Here is a 21,891-nt window from a genome sequence, read left to right as displayed (position 1 = left end):
TAGCCAATAGGGTGGTTACGCCGCCTTGTTGTTTTGCCTCTTTTCTTTCAAAGGGAAACCGCTTAAACAAGCGCCATCATGAGAAAAGTTCGGCTGACCATATCTCTGCGAATTATTAGCCCGGCCTTCCGTGCGCTCTGAGAGCAGCAGGAAGGTCCGGGTTTTTGGCGCTTTCTCAATCATGCGCCCCGTCACCGACTTTATTTAATTCAGGCGCACGCTTTGACGCCTCTCATCCATGGCTGAATGATGACCGATACTGTTGACAAAAAAGACTATTCCGCAACGCTGGCGCTGCCGCAGACAGATTTTCCCATGCGTGCGGGCCTGCCGCAAAAAGAGCCGGAAATCGTTGCCCGCTGGCAGAAAATGGGCCTTTATAAAAAGCTCCGCGCCTCTGCCGCTGGCCGCGAAAAATTCGTGCTGCACGATGGCCCTCCCTATGCCAACGGCAATATCCACATCGGCCACGCGCTGAACAAGATCCTCAAAGACGTGATCACCCGCTCGTTCCAGATGCGCGGATTTGATAGCAATTACGTGCCCGGCTGGGATTGCCATGGCCTGCCGATCGAGTGGAAGATCGAGGAAAAATACCGCGAAAAGGGCAAGGACAAGAACGAAGTTCCGATCAACGAGTTCCGCAAGGAATGCCGTGATTTTGCAGTAAACTGGATCAAGGTGCAGTCGGAAGAGTTCAAGCGCCTCGGCATCGAGGGCGATTTCGACAATCCCTACACCACCATGAATTTCCATGCGGAAGCCCGCATCGCTGGCGAGTTGCTGAAAATCGCCAAATCCGGCCAGCTCTATCGTGGCTCCAAGCCGATCATGTGGTCGGTGGTGGAACGCACCGCCTTGGCCGAGGCCGAGGTGGAGTATCACGAGGTTGAAAGTGATACGATCTGGGTGAAGTTTCCGGTCCAGCCGCACGATTCTACTAAAATGTGGCATGATAAGGCTAGCAATCAACCTGTGCCGGTTCCTCAGACTTTTGTAGAGCTTGCAGGTGCTTTCGTTGTTATCTGGACCACTACTCCGTGGACCATCCCGGGCAACCGTGCCATCTCGTTCTCCTCCAAGATCGAATACGGCCTGTATGAAGTCACAGAGGCGACCAACGATTTTGGCCCGCAACAAGGTGAAAAGCTGATCTTCGCCAAACGTTTAGCACAAGATTGTGCAACCAAGGCCAAGGTTGCGCTCGAACTGCGTCGGGATGTTTCCGGTGAGGAACTGGGAGCCATCATCTGCGCCCATCCACTCGCCGATCTCGGCTATGACTTCAAGGTGCCCCTGATCGACGGCGATCACGTTACCGATGATGCCGGTACAGGCTTTGTCCACACCGCCCCCGGCCATGGCCGCGAAGACTTTGACGCATGGATGTCGGCGGCTCGTTTGCTGGATGACCGTAAGATTTCCACCAAAATCCCCTTCACCGTCGATGACGCTGGCTTCTACACGGAAGATGCCCCCGGCTTTGGCCCGTCTGCTGAAGGTGGCGCTGCCCGCGTGATGGATGACAACGGCAAAAAGGGCGATGCCAACAAGCGCGTGATTGAGGCGCTGATCGCTGCCAATAACCTGTTTGCCCGTGGCCGGATCAAGCATGATTATCCGCATAGCTGGCGCTCCAAGAAGCCGGTCATCTTCCGCAACACGCCGCAATGGTTTGTCTATATGGACAAGGAATTGGGCGATGGCACCACGCTGCGCTCGCGCGCCCTTGGAGCCATTGACGACACACGTTTTGTGCCCGCCGCTGGCCAAAACCGTCTGCGGGCGATGATCGAAGGCCGTCCTGATTGGGTGCTGTCGCGTCAGCGCGCATGGGGCGTTCCGATCTGCGTATTTGCCGATGAATCTGGCGAAGTTTTGCAAGACGAGACCGTCAATGCCCGCATTCTGGAAGCCTTTGAGGTTGAAGGGGCGGATGCATGGTTTGCTGACGGTGCCAAGGAACGCTTCCTTGAAGGCGTGCCCAATCAGGACCGCTGGACGCAGGTTCGCGATATTCTGGATGTGTGGTTCGATTCGGGCTGCACCCACACCTTTACGCTGGAAGATCGCCCGGACCTGAAATGGCCTGCCGATGTTTATCTCGAAGGCTCGGACCAGCATCGCGGCTGGTTCCACTCGTCGCTGTTGGAAGGCTGCGCCACCCGTGGCCGTGCACCTTACAATGCTGTCATCACCCATGGTTTCACCATGGCAGAAGACGGCCGCAAGATGTCAAAATCCATCGGCAATACTATTGCGCCACAGGACGTTATGGCGCAATCCGGTGCCGATATTCTGCGCCTTTGGGTGATGAACACCGATTATTGGGAAGATCAGCGTCTGGGTAAAACCATAATCCAGACCAATGTTGATGCTTATCGCAAAATCCGCAACACCATCCGCTGGATGCTGGGCACGCTGGCGCACGACCATGGCGAAGAGATCGCCTATGACACGCTGCCAGAGCTGGAAAAGCTGATGTTGCATCGGCTGGCCGAGTTGGATACGCTTGTGCGCGAAAGCTATGATGCGTTCGAGTTCAAGAAGATCACCCGTGCGCTGACCGATTTTGCCAATGTCGAGCTCTCGGCCTTCTACTTCGATATCCGCAAAGATGCGCTCTATTGCGATGCGCCATCGTCTGCGCGTCGCCGTGCCGCCCTGTTTGTGATTCGCAAATTGTTCGATTCGCTCACGCTTTGGTTTGCACCAATGATGCCCTTCACCACGGAAGAGGCCTGGTTGTCGCGCAATCCTTCGGCTGAATCGGTGCATCTGGAACAGTTCCCGGTCGTTCCCGCCGAGTGGCGCAATGATGCGATTGAGGCCAAATGGCAAAAGGTGCGCAAGGTTCGCTCTGTTGTGACGGGTGCTTTGGAAGTGGAGCGCAAGGACAAGCGCATCGGCTCGTCTTTGGAAGCAGCACCTGTTGTGCATGTTGGTGATGCCGAGCTTATGGCCGCGCTGAACGGCCTTGATCTGGCCGAAATCTGCATCACATCCGCCATCACCGTGGTGGGCGATGAAGGCCCGGCTGATGCCTTCCGTTTGGGCGAGGTTGCTAAAGTATCGGTTGAGCCGACGCTGGCAAAGGGCGTAAAATGCGCCCGCTCGTGGCGGATTACCGATGACGTAGGCTCCGACCCCGAATATCCCGATGTATCGGCGCGCGATGCCGCCGCTCTTCGTGAGCTTGGTGTGACGCTGTGATGAATATTTACTGGATGATTTGCGCTTTTAGCGCAATTCCGGTACAAGCGGCCTGAAATTGGCCGGATTTTTCTTTCAGGCGGAATATTCCCGCCTGAAAGAATTGTTGGAGGCGGTCCCAAGGGCTGGAAGGTGTGTATGGTTAAGGCAGGTATGTTTCGCGTTGGCGCCACAGTTTTCGGTGTGTTTGCCGCTTGCTCAGCCTTGAGTGGCTGCATGAGCAGCCCAACTTACGGCACGGACAAGACGGCTCTTGAGCAGCTGGGAGACGATGTGGGTTCGGCTGTTTCTTTGGGCGCAAGCAAGCCGAAGAACGCGGGCACCAGTTATAATCCGCGTCCTGATCTGGTTTTGCCACCCAAGGGTGCCACCGCAGATTTGGTTCAGCCACAACAATCGCTGGCGTCCAAGGACAATCCGGAATGGGTCGAATCACCTGAAGATGTTCGCGCCCGCCTTGTGGCCGAAGCCGATGAGAATAAGGATACCCCCGGATATCGTTCTCCTTTGCTGAATGGGTACGGCACCAATGGCACAATGACCGAGACGCAAAAGTGGGAAGCTTTCCGCAAGGCGCGCGCCGAGCAAAAGGGAGCCTATATCGACCAGCGTCGTCTGTTGTCTGATCCACCGGCCTCTTATCGCTCCATTGACGAAGCAAAGCTCAATGATCTGGGTGAGCCAGAACTGAAAAAAGAAAAGCGCCGCGAGAAGGAAGCGAAAATGTCCAACTCGAATAAATCGTGGTGGCTACCCTTCCAATAAGACCGCTTGCATTGGTGTTTTTAAAAAAAGCAGGTCAGAGATGGCCTGCTTTTCTTTTGGAGATTTCGCATGACATTTTCTATTCGCAGAGCGCGTGAACAGGATGTTCCTGTTATTTTGCGCTTCATTACTGATTTGGCGATTTTTGAAAAAGCCGAGCATGAAGTCTTGGCAACACAAGACAGCCTCAAAGCCACATTGTTTGGCACCGGCTCCGTCACAGAGGCTGCGATTTTGGAAAAAGACGGCGTGGCAGCAGGCTTTGCTGTGTGGTTTTACTCTTACTCAACATGGCTTTCGCGCAACGGATTATACCTTGAAGATCTTTATGTGGATCCGGCTCATCGCGGTGGCGGTGGTGGCACAATGTTGCTGCGCTATCTCGCAAAGCTTGCCGTCGAAAAAGGCTGCGGCAGGGTCGAATGGAGTGTTCTGGACTGGAATGAGCCAGCCATTCGCGTTTATAACCAGATTGGTGGCGAACCCCAAACCGAGTGGATCAAATATCGCCTCTCCGGCGACGCGCTGAAACGCTTTGCCGCCGAAGAGGGGTGATCAGACGATCAGGTGTCTTTCACCTTCACCAGCAGTTTGCCAAAGTTTTTGCCCTCCAGTAGGCCAATAAAGGCCTCTGGTGCGGCTTCCAGCCCATCGACAATGTGCTCGCGGTAACGCAAACGACCATCTTTGATCCAGCCTGCCGCCTGCTTGTAAAATTCGGGAAACTGGGCCACGAACTCCGTCTGGATAAAGCCGCGAATGGTCAGGCTTTTGGTCAGAATATCGCGCATCGTGGCCGGGAAGCGGTCGGGGCCAGCCAGTTCGCCGGGCGTTTGATTGTATTGGGCAATCAACCCGCAGACCGGCACACGGGCATAGGTGTTGAGCAGAGGAAAAACGGCATCCCACACTTTGCCACCAACATTTTCAAAGTAGACATCAATGCCGTCCGGGCAAGCCTCTGCCAGCTCCGCCGCGAAATTCGGGGAATGATGGTCGACAACGGCGTCAAAGCCCAATTCGTTTTTCACAAAGGCACATTTGTCTGGCCCACCGGCAATGCCCACGGCGCGTGCTCCCTTGATGCGGGCAATCTGGCCCACCACGGAGCCAACCGCGCCACTGGCGGCTGCCACCACCACGGTCTCGCCCGGCTGTGGTTTTCCAAGGGTCAAAAGACCGGCATAAGCGGTAAAGCCAGTCATGCCCAACACGCCAAGGGCGGTGCTGACCGGAGCAACAGAGGGGTCAAGCTTGCGCAGGTTCTCGCCCTTGGCAATCGCATAGCTCTGCCAGCCGGAATAAGAGAGCACCACATCACCCTCTTTGAAATCCGGGTGTTTGGAGGTCTTGACCCGCGCAACGGTACCGCCCTCCATGACACTGCCGATCTCGGTGGGTTTGGCATAGGATTTTGCGTCGCTCATGCGACCGCGCATGTAGGGATCAAGCGAGAGATAGAGAATTTCAAGCAGCACTTCGCCATCATTGGGCGCGGCAACGGTTTCTGTGGTGATTTTAAAATTACTCGTGGTTGGCTTGCCAACAGGCCGTGACGCCAGAAGAATTTTTTGGTTGTGAATGTCCGTCATGGAATATCCTTTTGGGCTATGCAATTCTGTTTCCTATATGGGGCGCTCCGTGCGGGTTTCGATCAGAAAGGCAAATTTTCTTTTGAGCTGTCGCCTATCTTGCCCGTCGGTCTTGCTCGATTGACCTCTGGCACAGGCTTGGTTAGCTGGTGGGCAGAGAAGACGACAGGTCTGGATTGCTTGATGATGGACGATGATGAAAGCCGTGAGCAAAACACCCAGCCGACGCCCCGTATGCTGGCCTGGGCGCGCAATTCGGCCGCCTACAGGCTGGCGCGTCGCATGATGAGCCGTCAGGAGCTGATGCAGGCGGTGAGCCGCAAGGCACGGCAAAAATATGAGGATATTGCACCCGAGACAGTCGAGATTCTGGCGCAAGAAGCTGTGCGTTTTGGTGAGACCATGGGCGCGATTGATGATCAGGCCTATGCCGATGTCAAATCGCAATCGGCGGCGCGCAATGGTAAATCGCGGCGGGCCATTGCCCAAACCCTTGCCCGAAAAGGTATTGAGAAAGAGCTGGTAACAGCGGCTCTGGAAGAGGTCGATGATGTGCTGGCGGCGGTGCGCTTTGCCCGCAAACGCGGCTATGGCCCGTTTCGGCGTAAAGAGGCCGATCAGCGGCAACTCACGCGCGAGCTCTCCTCTTTGGCGCGCAACGGCTTTGGTTTTGCTCTGGCACAGCGCGTGGTGGAAATGGATCAGCAGGAGGCTGAAGATCTTCTCTTGCCTCCGCTTTGATCTGCGGGCAAAAGAAAAGCATTGCTGAAAGATCTGTGTCAGTTCTGATGTTTACGAAAGTTATAGATCACCATGTATCAAGAGTTGGATGCGCCAAGCCTGTTTGATAGAAGTGTTGCGCATCGGGCGGTTCGCTTTCACGTCGAAGCTTATACATCAGAACTGGCGGATAAGCTGGGAATTACGCTGCCGCAGACCATGGGAAAAGCCGTCGCCAAGCGCAAGGCGGAATATGTGGCCGGGCGCTTGTGCGCCATGCGCGCTATTGAGGCGCAAACGGGGCAGGTTGGGGTCAGCATTGCCACGGGGACCAGTGGTGCGCCGGTTTGGCCAGAAGGTCTGGTTGGATCCATCACCCACACCCACGGCTTTGCGGCGGCAGCCCTTGGTGATGGAAAACTCTTTCGCGGTCTGGGTATTGATAGCGAAGAAATCATGACAGAAAAAGTCATGGCCAATGTCAAGGCCCGCATCTGCCGTCCTGATGAGGCTTATGGGCCGCAAACGCCCATGACCGAGCAAGTCTATACCACCATGATCTTTTCGGCCAAGGAAAGCCTGTTTAAATGTCTACATGCCCTGGTCGGCAAGATGTTCTGGTTTGAAGATGCCCGCATAGAGATTGTGGATCATGCCGCAGGTATCTTTCAAGCTGAGTTGATGACAGATTTGACGCAAGAGTTTTGCCGTTCTGTAAAATTGACTGGTCATTTTCGCGTAAGTGCCGGTTTGGTGCATACGGGAATCAGTCTTCCAGTCTCAGGGTGATTGCGACGGGTTTTGCGCCAATATTTGCCCCTGCTATACTAGGGGTTTCTGTTTTTATTGTGAGGGATTGATGGGATTTTCTGTCAAAAATCTCAATGAAACAGTGTTCTAGCTTGCTAAAGTCAAAACGACGGCGCATTTTCCCTTCATGACGATCGAGACCCGTTTTTTACCGCCTGTGAGTACGCAGCATGCCGTTATGCGACATGCAATTTTGGCGCAGTTACAGAGTGCGGGGGTGAAGCGCGTCACAACCATTATCGCGCCCGCAGGCTATGGCAAAACGTCGCTTGCCTCACAATGGTTTTCATCGCTGCGGAAAGAGGGGTTTCGTGTTGCCTGGTTGCCGCTCGATCAGGAGCATGGTGATCCCATTGTTTTTCTGCGTATGCTTTTGGATGCTGCCAGCGCGACCTTATCGGATGATGCGCCGAGTGCCGATGGGGCTATGGCGGCGGCCTCTCTGCTGGCCATGCTGGCCACACGGTTGCGAAAAACATCGTCGCCCGTGGTTTTGTTTCTGGATGATTATCATTTTGCCCAGACCGATGAGACGGAGGCCATTGTTGCCCGTCTTGTGGTTGATCGCACCCTCGATCATGTGAAACTGGTGCTGATTTCACGCACACCGCCGCGGTTTCCGGTTTCGGCGCTGCGTCTGCGGGGCGAGTTGAAGCAGATCAATATTGCCGATCTCGGATTTTCCGAGTGTGAAACCGCCGAATTGTTTGCGGAGCAGACCGCTGGCCTGACGCGCGAGCAGTTGGTGGAACTAAACAAACGCACTGAAGGCTGGGTGGTGGCCCTGCAAATGGTGCGCCTTCTGGTCGCTGAAAATAAAGATAGCAGCGCGCTGCTATCATCCTTCGGCGGCAGCAGCGTTGAGATGGGAACCTATCTGTCGGAGCAGGTTTTCAGCAATCTGCCTGCCGAGATTCAGGATTTTCTGATCAAGACGTCGCCGTTTCCCGCCGTTTGCCGAAGTCTGCTGGAAACGGTCTTTCAGAGTGAGGATTTCGCAAGCGTCATTGGCCGCCTGAATGAATATGCTCTGCCGATCGCAATTTTGGGCGGAAAATTTGGCTGGGTGCGCTATCATCCTGTCTTTAATGACTTTCTCAAGGATGAGGCATCAAGGCGCGGCTTGCTGACTGCGCCCCTGTTGGAAAAGGCAGCGCATTGGTTTCAGGCCCAGGGCGATCTGGATGCAGCGGTGCGCCATGCGCTGATGAGTGGAAATGCCAATCTGGCCGCGGATATTGTGGAAATGTCTGGCGGATGGCGGCGCGTTTATGTCAGCAGTCGCGGTGAGACCAATCTGTTCAACGCGATTTTGAGCAATGTTGCACTGATTGATCTGGCCCGCTTTCCCTTGACCACTCTTGGTCTGGCGGTGGTGAGTGCAAAGGCTGGGCAGCTCGATGCCGCCAATCACTATATGGAAATTGCCGAGCGCGGTGCCAGCAGATCATTGGAGCGCTACCTGTGCGATTTGCGGGTGGTGCGGGCGCTGATGGGGCTTTATTTTGATGAACAGGTGTCATCAGAAGATTTGGTCGGGCTTGAGAGCGATCTCGCCAATCCAGCCAATAGCGAATTGGTCTATCGCGCTTTGGGCCTGAACATGCTGTGCTACAATTATTTGCAGCGTAGCGAGCTGGATCGGGCGCTGCACTACGGTCATGTTGCCATTCGTGTTTTTCGAGATGCCGGAGCCGATTTCGGGGCCGTTCACCTCTACGCACACATTGGACAGGCCGCCTATATGGGCGGCGATTGTGCCGGAGCACTGGAATATTACAACACCATTATTGATGAGGTGCAAACCAACATTGGCAAAGGCAGCGATCTGGATGCCCTTGGGCAGGTGCTGAAAGCCGAACTCTTGGCAGTCCGCGGCGATTTTGACGGTGCCAACGATATTTTGCGCTGGGCATTGCCGCATCTGGAGCGTCACGATGCGTGGTTTGATGTGCTGGCGGCGGGCTTTATGGGCCAACAGATTCTCTCCAGGCTGACCGGAAATGCAATGGCCAGCCATGGACTTATGGACCGCGCCCGCCCTGTGGCCAAGCGCCGGGGTTTTGACCGGCTGATGCGCCTGATTGATGGGGAGCGCGCCTTGCTCTTGGTGCAAAGCGGAGATGTGGATCAGGCCATTCGCTATGCGGAGGCCAATGGGTTTGGCAAGGCGACGATCCGGTCTGAGGCCGATAATGACCTTGCCACGCATTTGCGTGGAACCACGCCGGCTTTGCTCTGGACACGGATTTATCTTGCATCCGGTGATATAGCTCAAGCGCGGGTGACGTTTGAGTGGCTGTTGGCGCAGCAGACGAAAAAGCCACATGTGGTCAGGGCGATCGAGCTTGCCTTGATCGATATTCTCTTGCTGGGAACTGAAGGCAATCGGTCTATGCTCAGTGTGCGGCTGGCGGATCTTTTGTTGAATTTCCCGCTGGAGGACTATCGTTCTCTGGTTTTGGTTGAAGGTGCGCCCCTGATCAGCCTCTTGCTGGAATGCGCCAGCTCAAGCGGGTTTTCACCGGTGCTGCGGTCGCGTCTTCAGGCTATGTTGAGCTCTTCTGAAACCGCGCAGGCCCTGCCGGATGCCGCACCGCAGCCGACACCTGCCGGTGCGCTGGATGCCTTGACTGAACGCGAGCTAGCGGTGATGCAGCTTTTGAGCGAAGGTTTCAGCAACAAGGAAATTGGCCGAAAATTGTCTTTGAGCGACAATACCATTAAATTTCACCTCAGGAATATTTTCACCAAGCTTAACGTCACCACGCGCACTGCTGCCGTGACCGCCGCGCGCAGCCTTGGGATTTTGGTGTAACCAAAGGATGTGGCGGCGCTGTTGCCCTTGCAACCACCCATATGGGTAGGGTGTGGTGCGCGACCCTACCCATATGGCAGGCTTGTGTGAGGTTGGTTTGGCGTTACTCTGCTCCCAATGATTGAATTGGGATGAGAATATCATGCAGATGGGTGAACGCCATTTTGACCCGGTGACACAGGAGATCATCGAGGGAAAGCTGATCGCAATCGTCGACGAGATGGGCATCGTCATGGCGCGCACCAGCATGAGCCCGGTCATTTATGAGGTTCTTGACTTTGCTTGTGGCCTTTTGACCGCCGACGGCGAACTCGTGGCCCAGATGAATGGTATCACCCTGTTTACCGGCACATTTGGCCGCCAGGTGAAGTCGCTGATTGCCCGTTTTGCCGATAAGCTTGCCGATGGCGATGTGCTTCTGACCAACGACCCCTATGCAGGTGGCACCCACGCCTGTGACTTTGCCATCGTCAAACCGATCTTTGTGGATGGGCAAATTCTGGCCTATGCCATCAATGTTGCCCATTATCTGGATGTGGGTGGCTCTGTGCCGGGCAGTCTTGCCCCCAATGCCACCTCTGTGTTTCAAGAGGGGCTGCGGCTGCCGGGCGTGAAGATCGTACGCAATGATGTGCTGGCCGATGACATTCTGCACGTTATTTTGGAAAATGTTCGTATGCCGGATGTGGCAATGGGCGATTTGACGGCGCAGATTGCCACGGTGCGGGTGGCGGCCCGCCGCGTTGGCGAAATGGCGCAGAAATACGGATTTTCCACCGTCTTTGCCAGTTTCGAGCATCTTTTGAGCGTCAGCGAACGCATGAGCCGTGCCGCCATCGCAGCCTTGCCAGATGGTACCTATCATGCCACCGACACGATTGATGGTGATGGGGTGTCAGATGCGCCGATTTCCGTGCAGGTTGCCGTGACCATTGCCGGAGACACCATCACGGCCGATTTTACCGGATGCCCGCCCGCCGTGGCCGGGCCGATCAATTGCGCCCGTGGTGCGCTGGAATCAGCGGTGCGGACCATATTGAAAGCGCTTGTTGGGCCGCAAACACCTTCTAACGAGGGCTGGTTTCGCCCGCTGACCGTTGTGGCACCGGCAGGAACAGTGTTTACGGCGGAAAAGCCAGCACCAACGGGCTGGTATTATGAGGGTTCTGTCCATGCCTCTGAACTGGTTTGGAAGGCGCTTGCACCGCTGGTGCCGGAGCGTTTTTCGGCAGGCTCCTACTCCAGCCTTTGCGTGGTCTATATTGCCGGTGAAGACCAGAGTGGTGCGCCCTTTATTCATATCGAGCCGCAACACGGTGGCTGGGGTGCCAGCCACGATCGCGATGGTGCCAACGCGCTGATCGCACTCACCGATGGCGATACCTATAATTATTCGGTTGAAGTGATGGAGGCGCGCTTTCCGCTGTTGGTCAAGCGCTACGGCTTCAACACGGAAGGCGGGGTGGGTGCCGGTCGTCGCCGTGGCGGTTACGGCATTGTCCGTGAGTATCAGATACTGTCTGGCAAGACCTCGGCTTATTGCAGCTTTGGTCGCACCAAAACCATGCCTTGGGGCATGGAGGATGGGCAGAATGGGTCGGCCAATGGCCTTCAGGTTGTGGCGGCTGATGGCGAAACCCATCATCACGGGCGCTCTGCCCATATCTCGCTCAATGAAGGTGATGTGGTGCGGATCATCACCGGCGGTGGCGGGGGCTGGGGCGATCCTATGGAGCGCGAACCGGAATTGGTTGCTGCGGATATTAAAAACGGGTTTGTGAGCGAGGACATCGCTTGCGCGCTCTACGGTTTTAAAGGGAGGAATGCGCAATGATTCGTTTGGCAACAGATGTCGGCGGTACCTTTACAGACCTCGTGGGTTACGACGAGCGCACCGGAGAGGTGTTTACCGCCAAAAGCCTGACCACGGTTGATGATCAGTCCGAGGGTGTTCTTTCTGCCATTGACATGAGCGAGAAGAAGGACGGTTTGCGGGTTCGTGACGTGACGTTCTTTGCTCATGGCGGCACAACCGTTATCAATGCCATTACCGAGCGCAAGGGGGCGAAGACGGCGCTGATCACCACTGCCGGTTTTCGCGATGTGCTGGAGATTGGTCGCGGCAATCGCCCTGATCTCTATAATCTTCAATTCCACAGCCCTGAGCCTTTTGTGCCGCGCCATTTGCGTTTTGAGGTGCGTGAACGGGTGGATGCATCCGGGCGTGTGGTGCAGCCGCTGGAATTATGCGATTTGCGCCCGATCATCCGCGCCCTTGAGGCGGAAGATGTCGATGCCATCGCCATTCTGTTTCTGCACAGCTATGCCAATCCAGAGCATGAGGCAACCTGCGCCGATATTTTGGCCGATGCGCTGCCATTTGCCACCATTTGCACCAGCCATCAGGTGTCGCGTCAGTGGCGCGAATATGAGCGCAGCAATACCACCGTTCTGAATGCCTATGTGCAGCCGATTATCCAGCATTATTTCGAGCGGCTGGAGGATTCGCTGACCCGGCGCAATCTGACCTGCCCCTATTATGCCATGCAGTCCAATGGCGGTATTTCCTCCTTTGATCATGTGACGAAAAGCCCGCTCACAATGGTCGAGTCCGGACCTGCTGGCGGCGTGGCCGGTGCTGCCCGCATTGGTGCGGAACTGGGCGAAAGTGAAATTCTGTCTCTCGACGTTGGCGGCACCACCGCAAAATGTTCGCTTATCCATGGCAACAGACCGACATTGAATGCCGAGTACAAGCTGGAACACACGCGCATCGAACCCGGCTATCCGGTGCAGGTTCCGGTGGTCGATATTGTCGAAATTGGCGCAGGCGGCGGCTCCATTGCCTGGCTGGACGAGCGCGGCGCGTTGCGGGTCGGGCCGGAAAGTGCGGGGTCCAATCCGGGGCCTGCCTGTTATGGTCGCGGTGGTACAAAGCCGACCTTGTCGGATGCTCTGCTGACCCTTGGCATTTTTGACCCCGCAACCTTTGCGGGTGGCACGATGGTGCTGCAAAAGGATAAGGCCGCAGCCGCAATTGCGACGATTGCCAAGCCTTTGAACCTGTCGATTGAAGATGCAGCGCAGGCCATTGTTGATATAGCGCACGCCACCATGATCAATGCATTGAAGCTGGTGACGGTGCAGCGCGGTCATGATCCGCGGGATGTTTCCCTGCTGATCAGCGGTGGGGCCGGTCCTGCCATGGCCAGCAGTCTGGGTCGCGAGCTTCAGGCCAAATCAATCATTGTTCCTCCCCATCCGGGAATTTTTTCAGCCTGGGGCATGTTGGCGGCAGAGCCGCGTGCGGATTTTCGCGAAACATGGTTTTCGCAATTGCAAGGCGATGCGCTCTTAAAGGCCAAAGCGCGATTTGCACAGATGGAACAAGAGGCTATCGCTTATTTCGCAGCGGGCTCAAATGCCGATATTCGCTTCAATTACCAGATCGAAGCGCGTTACAAAGGCCAGGAGCACGGGGTTTTTGCCCAATTTGCCGATGGCTTTACCATTGAAGACTTCCGCCAGAGTTTCCACGATGTGCATGAGCGGGCCTATTCTTTCCGTTTGGCGAATGCTGAAATCGAATTGACCACGCTGCATCTTGAAGCCGTGCTAAAGGGCAAAACAATTTCTCTTTCCAAGATAAAGGCGGAGGGTTTGAGCGAAGCCGCGTCAAGAACGGGTGAGAGATCTGTTTATTTTGGTCATCATGGTGGATGGCAGTCATGTTCTGTGTATGATCGGGCAAAATTGCCGCTCAACGAAACTATGGCTGGGCCTCTGTTGATTGAAGAAACAACCGCGACAACTCTGGTTCTTTCTGGGCAGACCGTGACCGTGACGGATACAGGCATACTGGTTATTCGAGAGCAGGAGGCGCTGGCAATCTGATATGGCTATATCAATCGGGATCAACAATGTCACGCGCGCCTACGGGCCTGTTCGAGCGGTGGACGACCTATCGCTTGAGATCAGGGCTGGTGAGTTTTTTACGCTCCTTGGTTCGTCAGGCAGTGGCAAAAGCACGCTTTTGAAAATGATTGGTGGCTTTGAGCGCCCAAGTTCGGGAGAAATCCTGTTTGATGGGCGCGATGTGGTTGATATCTCGGCCAATAAACGTCCCGTTAATACAGTCTTCCAGTCCTTGGGGCTGTTTCCCCATATGACGGTTGCGCAAAACATCGAATACGGCTTAAGATTGCGTGGCCTGTCGGGCGGGGAGCGTGCCAGGAAAGTCGGGAATATTCTCGAACTGGTGGAATTAAGCGGGTTTGAGGAGCGCAACGTGAATTTATTGTCAGGCGGTCAGCGGCAACGGGTCGCCTTGGCCCGCGCGCTGGTGATGGAGCCTGGCATTCTTCTGCTGGATGAGCCGCTCACCGGACTGGATGAACGCCTGCGTCAGCAGATGCGCGATGAATTTGGCCGCTTGCACAAGCGCACCGGCGCGACCTTTGTTCTCGTCACCCACAATCAGGATGAAGCTTTAAGTCTGTCTGACCGCATGGCGATTATGCACAAAGGCAAAATCGAACAATTGGACCGACCGGAGCAGTTTTTTCAATCGCCTGCCAACGCCTTTGTGGCGCGGTTTGTCGGTATGGAAAATCAGGTTAAGCCTGAACGGTTGGAAGAGGTTGGCGGCGGTGTTGTGGCTGTTATCTGCGGCCAGCGTGTACCCGTGCAAGGCGCGCTTCATGATTCCGCAACAAGCCTCGTGGTAATTCGATCTGACCGTATTGTTTTGGGTGAAGGCGATACGGATGGCGATCGGCTGCGGCTGAAAGTGGTCGAGACCATGTTTCGCGGCCTCTATCGGGATGTGAAACTGGCCTTTGCTGACGGGCAAACTTTGGTGATGGCGCTGGATGCGGGAGGGCCATTGCTGAATGTGGGCGAGAATGTGGTTGTGACACTGAAGCCAAAGGCCGCTTTGCTGACGGCAGCTTAAAGAACGAGTTAAGTCTATAAAAAAAGGGGAAGATAATGACAGGACGCATACAGAACGGATCTTCGGCAGGCTGGAGCAATCTTCAGCGTCGCGGACTTTTGAAAATGGCAGGCGTTGGCTCTTTGGCGGCTGCTGCGGGCAGCCTCGGCTTTCTAAAAGGTGCATCTGCTGCCGATCCAAAGACCATTGCCTTTTGGGGAACGGGCACGCTGGATATTGGTGCCAAGTGGGCCGAATTTACCAAGCAGACAGGCGTGGCACCCGAGTTCACCGACAATGGCAATGACCTTGGGCCGGTTATTGCACGTCTTGCGGCTGGCAACGCCAATGATCTTTTCGACATTGGTGGCTTTCAGGGCGGTGCCGAAAAGGAATTGGCCCGCCAGGGCGTGATTATTCCTTGGGATGTCAGCAAGATCGCCAATTACGATAGCCTTTGGCAATGGGCGCGCGACATTCCTTATCTGAAGCAGGATGGCAAGCAATATGGCATTCCAACGGTGGTCAATGCCGACTCGATCATTTATCGACCCGACAAGCTGGGCAAGGTGGATAGCTATGGCGTGATTTTTGATCCCAAGCTCAAAGGCCGCGTGGCCATGGAAGATGCCTGGATCAATAGCGCGATTTTTGCCGCGATTTATCTGAAAGAGGCCGAAAACAAGCCAATCAAGGACCCAGGCAATCTGAGTGAATCCGAGCTTGGTCTAGTGATGGAATTCCTGATCAAGCACAAAAAGGATGGCCAGTTCAGAACCTTCTGGAATGGCTGGGAGCAGGGCGTGCAATTGGTGGCCAATGAAGAAGTTGACGCCATGACCGGCTGGGAGCCGATTGTGTATGAAGGTCGCAAGCGCGGTTTGAAGGTCGATTATGCCGCGCCGGTCGAGGGATATGAAGGCTGGGCCAACAACACTGTGCTGCTCAAAGGCGCGGGCGAACGCGGCGTCACAGACATTGCCCATCAATTTGTCAATGGTCTGCTGGGCGGCTTTTATGGCTGCGAGTTGGGGCAGGCGCGCGGTTATCTGGTTCCAACAGACAATAACCTCGCTTACGCCAAAGCCCATCCCGATGAATATAAGCCGGATGCCGTGGCAGCACTTGCCGACCATGTGAAGGCCAAATTTGCCGGTAAGGTCTTTTGGCAAAATGCGCGGCCCGACAACTTCCAGCTCTATGAAGAATGGTGGCAGAAGCTGCGTAACGCCTGATAGGCACCTGTTTCAAGCGTTGCGCTGCTCTGCGTCGCGCAATGCCTTTAGAGTCTGTCAGGTTCAAATGGAACCAGACAGACTCTAAATTCTCTTGTTTTCGTTTGTCTATTCGGGAAAACCGGATTCCACTTTTCCCTGACAAACTTTAAAAGGGAACATCGGCGCTGCAAAGGAAAATTGGTATGAAGCGCGAATTTCGCGGGGCTGGAATAAAGCTTTTGCTGCCGCCACTCTCAATTATCATTCTGCTTGGCATTTTGCCGCTGATGGTGATTTTGGTGTGGAGCTTCTGGTCCTGGGACCCGTCCACCTATTGGATCAAGCCTGATTTCAGCCTTGCCGGCTATGCTGGTATTTTGAAAGACGGGCGCTGGACGGTGATTGTCTCCACCTTGGCCAAAGCGTTGCTGACGGCGGGCATATGTCTGTTGCTGGCCTATCCAGCCGCCTATGCCGTGCAGTTTCTGGCGGGACGCCGGGGCGGCATTATTTTGCTGGCGCTGATGACCATTCCCTTTTTCACCTCCTATTTGATCCGCGCCTTTTCCTGGCGGCTGGTTCTGGGCCGCACCGGGGTGATCAACACCTGGCTGCAAACCATGGGCATCACCCATGCCCCGGTGGACTGGTTTTTGTTCAGCAATTTTGCGGTGATCGTTGGTCTGGTGGCTTCTTATCTGCCCTTTGCCACCTTTCCGCTGCTGCTGGCTATGCGACGGGTGGATCGCACCATTCTGGCGGCAGCGCAGGATCTCGGCGCGGGCTTTTGGCACATCTTGATCACCATCCTTTTGCCTTTGACGCGCTCTGGCCTGTTTGCAGGTTTTCTGTTTGTTTTTGTCATGGTGGCCGGCTCATCCACGGAAGTGCAAATGCTTGGCGGCGCAGGCGTCTCTGTGGTGACCATCATGATCAATGATGTGATGCGGGTGGCCAATTATCCGATGGCCTTTGCCATCTCGGCGGTGATGCTGGCGGTTATTTTCGGCATGGTACTGGTTGGTAACAAGCTATTTGGTCTTGCGTCGCTTTTTGAGGATCGTTCAGCATGAGCAGCTTGGAAGGACATTCAAACCGCGTCTTGATCTGGTCGCTGACCGTTCTGGGGCTGATCGTTATTTATGCCCCGCCGCTCTATCTGCTCGGCGCATCCTTCAATCCGGCACTTCAGCCGGGTCTGCCGAATTTGAGCGATATGACGTTGAAATGGTATGAAGCCTTGCCCGCTGATCGTGCCTTGATTTCCGCCTTGCAGGAATCGCTTCTGGTTGCCATCGCCACGGCGTCATTGGCGACATCGCTGTCTCTTCTGGCTGCGCTTGCCTATTTCGAGCTGCACAAAACCCGCGCAACCTGGTTTATGACCGTGATCCTGCCGATGTTTGTGCCCGGCGTCATTCAGGGGCTGGCGCTATCCACAGTGTTCAGCCATATGGGGATTAAAGCTTCGGCCATGACAATCGTGGCGGGGCATTTGCTATGGGCCATGCCCTTTGCCTTCATTGTCATTCTGACCAGTTTTTCTGCGGTGCGCCCGGCTTATCTGATGGCGGCGGCAGATCTGGGGGCGAGCAAATGGCGGCAGTTTCGCGATGTGACCTTGCCCTTGATCCGTCCGGGCTTAATCAGCGCCTTCATCTTTTCATTTCTGCTGTCGCTGAATGAGTTTACCCGCGCATTTTATCTGGCCGGGCGGCAAAACACGCTGCCTGTCGTGCTTTTTGGCAAAATGAATGGCGGCGCATCACCGGTTATTTATGCCATGTCCGGCAGCATCTTCATCGTCTCGGTCTTTCTTGTGGCGATCATTGTCGCCGCCGCAGGTGGAAAGCGGGCGGCATAGAGTTTCAGCCCGCATATTGGCCCGCCCAGCGACTGGCGGGCTCAATGCCACCCAGCGGAAACATGTGGATTTTGCTGATAATGCTGTGAGGGGTCTTGGCCTTGTAAGCCACAAGCTGGCTGACGATCTCCGTTGGCTCATAGGGTGTGAGCAATTTTCGAAAATCAAGCGCGCGCTTTTGCAGCACTTTCAGCGAGGGACCAACGCCGCAGGCAATGGCATATTTAATCAATGTTTGCAGCTTGGCAGGGCCAGCAATGCCGACGTGAATGGGCAGATGTACGCCCAGGGCTTCAATGCGCTCTGCCCAGTCGATGATGCATTTGGCATCAAAGGCAAATTGCGTGGTAATCGCCATTTTCGCATCGGTCCGATTGGCAAAATCACATTTCCACAGCAGGGCCTTATCCACCTCGGTGGTTGAACTGTCGGGGTCGATATCCTTGCTGCCCTCCGGGTGGCCTGCGATATGCAGGTTGGTAAACCCCATTTTATCAAACAGACCGGTTTCAATCAGATCGATCGAACTGGTTAAACTGCCGCGCGGCTTGGCATTGCCGCCCGCCAGCAACAAGGCCTGACGCACATCGGCTTCGCTTCGGTAACGGTTGAGCAGGTCTTCCAGCATGTCGCGGCTTTCAAGGCTGCGGGCCGGAATATGCGGCATTACTGCAAATCCTTCCTTGTTCAGCCGCTTTGCAGTCGCCACCATATCCTCAAGGGGCGTGCCGTCCAGATGCGCAATGTAGACCCGGGTATTCGGAGGCAAAAGATCGCGGAAACTGTCAATCTTGGCGGCGGTTCGGGGCATGACCTCAATCGACCAGCCAGAGATCAGGCTATCGTGCCCCTCACGATTGCCCTCAGGTTTTGATATTCGCGAGAAAATTGGCTGTTCCATCATATCCTCCCGTCCTCCTGCGCAGATATGTATACATTTTTTAACGCGCAAACAACAATCAAATTTGAAATCGGCGAAATTGCGATTGTTTCAAGATATTTTGACCGATGTTGTGTTGTGAATGTATTCATTGTTAACCTGAAGCGCATGTCTGGTGCTTTGGGGTGTGTGTTGTCTGCACGGATTATGGTCATGTCACTGAAGCTGATCGCGCAGGTGTAGCAGGATTGGCATTGTTTGCGCGTCTTAAAGCGTCAATTGCTGCTCCGCAATGTGCAGCATTTTGCACTCGGCCGAAGGGGTGCGGCTGCAAATGTTTTTTGTGTACACAGTCGGTGCCAATAGGCGACGTTATCGCCATCTCTGGTGTAAGGGGATGCTAAAATGTATGCTTGTTTTCCTGAATTTGCGTCTGTAACAGTTTTGGTTGCAATGCGCCCCCTGTCTGTTTGGAGAATGGTTGATGAAGCAAACGGAAGCTGCAACGCATGGTCGCCGGGCTGTGATTGAGTTGCGGGAGAAGATTCTAAGCGGCGAATTGCAAGGTGGAATGCGGCTGTTCGAAGTGCCGCTTGCGGAGCTTTTGCAGATTTCCCGCACGCCGGTGCGCGAGGCCATGTCGCGCCTGGTCGAAGAGGGGTTGCTGGATCGCCTACCAAACGGTGGCTTTATCGTGCGGCGTTTTCGCTTCAATGATGTGGTGGATTCGATTGAGTTGCGCGGCGTTGTTGAGGGGATGGCGGCGCGCCTTGCGGCAGAGCGCGGCGCGAAACCAGAGGCCATGGCGGCGATCAAGCATACGCTTGAACAGCTGGATGCCTGTTTTGGGTCGCAGTTTGATGAGGTGGATTTCGATGCCTATTCTGATCTCAATCGGCTGTTTCACCAGCAAATGGCAGAGCTTTCGGGCAGTGAAATCGTGCGCCGCGAGGTTGAGCGCGTCAGCGCCCTGCCATTTGCATCGCCGTCTGCCTTTTTGCCTGGGCGCATGAATATCACCGTTTTTCGTCGCTCGCTGTGGACAGGGCAGGAGCAGCACAAAGCCATGGTCAGCGCTGTTGAGCTTCGTGAAGGCGCGCGTGCCGAGGCCATTGCGCGAGAGCACGCCCGCACTGCTCGACATAATCTTGAATACATCTTGAATGAAGATCCGAGCCTTTTGGAGCAGGTGAAAGCTTTGGCCCTTATTCGGGGCTAGCCCGTCGATTTCGCCATTTTTTCGAAATTTAAAGCGGCTCAGGCCGCTTTTTTTAATTTTTGTCGCGCTAAAAACAGGGCGCTGTCGAAATTTTGACTTGCAAATTTTAAATGAATGGGCATTTCATGTATACATGCAGTGGGTATTTGAGAGTAGGAGATACCCGCCTTGCTGTTCGTTTTGATGCAGCCCTCAGGATTTTCAGGGAGGAAATTCAATGACCAAGGCTAACCTCACCAGCGCCATTGCCAAGGCTGGCAACGCTGTTGACATGTTGCGAAACTCCAAAACCGGCATCTATGTTTATCCGGTTGTGGCGTCCGAATTTACCAATTGGCGCTCCGAGCAGGCGGCATGGCGCAATTCTGCGGTGCTGTTCGATCAGTCGCACCATATGGATGAGCTGATCGTGGAAGGGCCGGATGCTGAGGCTTTCTTGCAAAGCCTTGCCATCAACAGCTTTGCCAATTTTGGCACCAACCGCGCCAAGCACTATGTGCCGGTGACGCCTGCTGGCAACGTGATCGGTGATATGATCATCTTTCGCGAGCGCGAAGACAAATTTGTGCTGGTTGGTCGCGCACCAACGGCCAATTGGCTGAAATACAATGGCTCTTTGGGCAAGTATAATGTCAAGCTGACCCATGATCCGCGCTCGCCATCGCGCCCGGAAGGCAAGCTGGTCACGCGCGTGCACTATCGTTTCCAAATTCAGGGACCGGATGCGCCGAAGATTTTCGAAAAAATCAACGGCGGCCCTGTGCCGGATATCAAATTCTTCCATGTTGATTGGATCAATGTCGGCAACAAAAAAGTGCAGGCTTTGCGCCATGGTATGGCTGGCGCGCCGGGTCTGGAAATCTGGGGGCCTTACGAAGACAAGGATTATATCCGCGAAACCATCATGCAGGCGGCTGTTGATGTTGGCGTTGATCTTCACCCGGTTGGCAGCCGCGCTTACTCGACCAATACATTGGAATCAGGCTGGATTCCGTCGCCGCTTCCGGGCATTTACACTGGAGAGGAATTGCAGGCCTATCGTGATTGGCTTCCTGCCGATGCCTATGAAGCTGTCGGCTCGATTGGCGGAAGTCTGGTCTCCAGCAATATTGAGGATTATTACGTGAATCCTTATGAGCTGGGCTATGGTGTATACGTCAAGTTTGATCATGATTTTGTTGGTCGTGAAGCCCTTGAGAAGATCAAAGACAATGTGAAGCGCAAGAAAGTCACCTTTGAGTGGAACGCCGAGGATGTGATGCGTGTCATCGCGTCTGCTTTCGAGCCCGGCGGCGAAAATTATAAATGGATTGATTTTCCGGTCGCCAATTATGCCTCTTCCGGCGCAGACCTGATCTTGCGCGATGGCAAGCAGGTGGGCATGTCGATGTTCACGGGCTATAGCTTTAATGAGCGTTGCATCTTGTCGCTTGGTGTTGTGGATGTCGATGTGCAGGAAGGCGATATCCTGACGTTGGTGTGGGGCGAGCCCAATGGCGGTTCGGCCAAGACCTCGGTTGAGCCGCACAAGCAGGCGCAGATTCGGGTGCGCGTGGCAGCAACGCCCTATGCTGCCGAAGCCCGTGAGAACTACGCTGAAAGCTGGCGCACCAAGCGCGCCCTGTAATTGATGAAAAATCCCTCTGCGCAGGATGATGTGCAGGGGGATTTTGTCCTTGCCGACTTCATTGGCAATTGTTTTTCGCCTTATCTGGCTCAAATTGTGTTGGCCTGTTAAGCGCCACTACAGGTAATCTTCAAAAGGAAAAGTGTTGTACCGCCGTGCGTTTTATAAAACGCACGGCGTTGTCATGAGCAGTGAAGTATTTTAGCAGTTCTATGTATACATAATCTCGCGTG

General features: G+C 54.8%; 17 protein-coding genes. 14 read left to right on the top strand and 3 right to left on the bottom strand.

The genetic code is table 11. The features are described from left to right. Window positions 1-15: 15 nt before the first annotated feature. Complete coding sequence (locus E6C51_RS15310) at window positions 16-183, bottom strand: hypothetical protein (protein WP_186827761.1); 168 nt, start codon at window positions 181-183, stop codon at window positions 16-18. Window positions 184-249: 66 nt separating this feature from the next. Here E6C51_RS15310 and ileS point away from each other — a divergent pair, with 66 nt between their 5' ends. The 3 genes from ileS to E6C51_RS15295 all read left to right on the top strand — a co-directional run bounded on the left by ileS (window position 250) and on the right by E6C51_RS15295 (window position 4,533). Continuing rightward, entirely contained in the window at window positions 250-3,213 is a 2,964-nt protein-coding gene (gene ileS / locus E6C51_RS15305; protein WP_190236602.1) for an isoleucine--tRNA ligase, read from the top strand. A 138-nt stretch (window positions 3,214-3,351) separates the two neighbouring features. Next, complete coding sequence (locus tag E6C51_RS15300; RefSeq protein ID WP_146935089.1) at window positions 3,352-3,978, top strand: hypothetical protein; 627 nt, start codon at window positions 3,352-3,354, stop codon at window positions 3,976-3,978. A 69-nt stretch (window positions 3,979-4,047) separates the two neighbouring features. Next, on the top strand, window positions 4,048-4,533 hold the full coding sequence (locus E6C51_RS15295; protein ID WP_190236601.1) for a GNAT family N-acetyltransferase: 486 nt from the start codon (window positions 4,048-4,050) through the stop codon (window positions 4,531-4,533). 8 nt (window positions 4,534-4,541) lie between these two features. Here the strand turns inward: E6C51_RS15295 and E6C51_RS15290 are convergent, their stop codons facing one another. Beyond that, the gene (locus tag E6C51_RS15290) at window positions 4,542-5,570 is read right to left on the bottom strand and encodes an NADP-dependent oxidoreductase (protein WP_190236600.1); all 1,029 of its coding nucleotides are present in this window, start codon (window positions 5,568-5,570) and stop codon (window positions 4,542-4,544) included. 186 nt (window positions 5,571-5,756) lie between these two features. Between E6C51_RS15290 and E6C51_RS15285 the strand changes: the two genes are divergently transcribed. From E6C51_RS15285 to E6C51_RS15245, 9 genes are all read left to right on the top strand, one after another. Continuing rightward, window positions 5,757-6,311, top strand: a complete 555-nt coding sequence (locus E6C51_RS15285) for a regulatory protein RecX (RefSeq protein WP_146935375.1) — start codon at window positions 5,757-5,759, stop codon at window positions 6,309-6,311. Window positions 6,312-6,383: 72 nt separating this feature from the next. Further along, window positions 6,384-7,079, top strand: a complete 696-nt coding sequence (locus E6C51_RS15280) for a 4'-phosphopantetheinyl transferase family protein (RefSeq protein WP_190236599.1) — start codon at window positions 6,384-6,386, stop codon at window positions 7,077-7,079. 199 nt (window positions 7,080-7,278) lie between these two features. Continuing rightward, window positions 7,279-9,918: a LuxR C-terminal-related transcriptional regulator gene (locus tag E6C51_RS15275; RefSeq protein WP_230987353.1), complete on the top strand. Its 2,640-nt coding sequence runs from the start codon at window positions 7,279-7,281 to the stop codon at window positions 9,916-9,918. Between the two features lie 142 nt (window positions 9,919-10,060). Next, window positions 10,061-11,752, top strand: coding sequence for a hydantoinase B/oxoprolinase family protein (locus E6C51_RS15270; protein WP_190236597.1), 1,692 nt, complete (start codon window positions 10,061-10,063; stop codon window positions 11,750-11,752). Continuing rightward, window positions 11,749-13,812, top strand: a complete 2,064-nt coding sequence (locus E6C51_RS15265; RefSeq protein WP_190236596.1) for a hydantoinase/oxoprolinase family protein — start codon at window positions 11,749-11,751, stop codon at window positions 13,810-13,812. The genes E6C51_RS15270 and E6C51_RS15265 overlap by 4 nt, the downstream gene beginning before the upstream one ends. 1 nt (window position 13,813) lies before the next feature. Continuing rightward, window positions 13,814-14,872: an ABC transporter ATP-binding protein gene (locus E6C51_RS15260; protein ID WP_190236595.1), complete on the top strand. Its 1,059-nt coding sequence runs from the start codon at window positions 13,814-13,816 to the stop codon at window positions 14,870-14,872. 35 nt (window positions 14,873-14,907) lie between these two features. Further along, window positions 14,908-16,086, top strand: a complete 1,179-nt coding sequence (locus tag E6C51_RS15255; RefSeq protein ID WP_146935070.1) for an ABC transporter substrate-binding protein — start codon at window positions 14,908-14,910, stop codon at window positions 16,084-16,086. A 185-nt stretch (window positions 16,087-16,271) separates the two neighbouring features. Further along, a complete protein-coding gene (locus tag E6C51_RS15250; protein ID WP_190236594.1) occupies window positions 16,272-17,141 on the top strand; it encodes an ABC transporter permease in 870 nt (289 codons plus the stop codon). Next, window positions 17,138-17,932 (top strand): ABC transporter permease, encoded by a 795-nt coding sequence (locus tag E6C51_RS15245; RefSeq protein WP_190236593.1) that lies wholly within the window; start codon window positions 17,138-17,140, stop codon window positions 17,930-17,932. The genes E6C51_RS15250 and E6C51_RS15245 overlap by 4 nt, the downstream gene beginning before the upstream one ends. A gap of 4 nt (window positions 17,933-17,936) precedes the next feature. On the opposite strand, the gene E6C51_RS15240 is transcribed toward E6C51_RS15245, so the two are convergent. Further along, complete coding sequence (locus E6C51_RS15240; protein WP_230987351.1) at window positions 17,937-18,836, bottom strand: methylenetetrahydrofolate reductase; 900 nt, start codon at window positions 18,834-18,836, stop codon at window positions 17,937-17,939. Window positions 18,837-19,296: 460 nt separating this feature from the next. On the opposite strand from E6C51_RS15240, the gene E6C51_RS15235 reads away from it, so the two are divergent. Further along, on the top strand, window positions 19,297-20,031 hold the full coding sequence (locus E6C51_RS15235) for a GntR family transcriptional regulator (RefSeq protein ID WP_190236592.1): 735 nt from the start codon (window positions 19,297-19,299) through the stop codon (window positions 20,029-20,031). 217 nt (window positions 20,032-20,248) lie between these two features. Continuing rightward, on the top strand, window positions 20,249-21,658 hold the full coding sequence (ligM, locus tag E6C51_RS15230; RefSeq protein WP_146935056.1) for a vanillate/3-O-methylgallate O-demethylase: 1,410 nt from the start codon (window positions 20,249-20,251) through the stop codon (window positions 21,656-21,658). Window positions 21,659-21,891: the final 233 nt, after the last annotated feature.

The organism is Gillisella terrae, assembly GCF_004801395.1.
In the GTDB taxonomy this organism is placed as follows: Bacteria; Pseudomonadota; Alphaproteobacteria; order Rhizobiales; family Rhizobiaceae; genus Allorhizobium; species Allorhizobium terrae.
The sequence above is the reverse complement of the archived record's forward strand: the minus strand, read 5'-3'. Positions and strand labels throughout refer to the sequence as shown.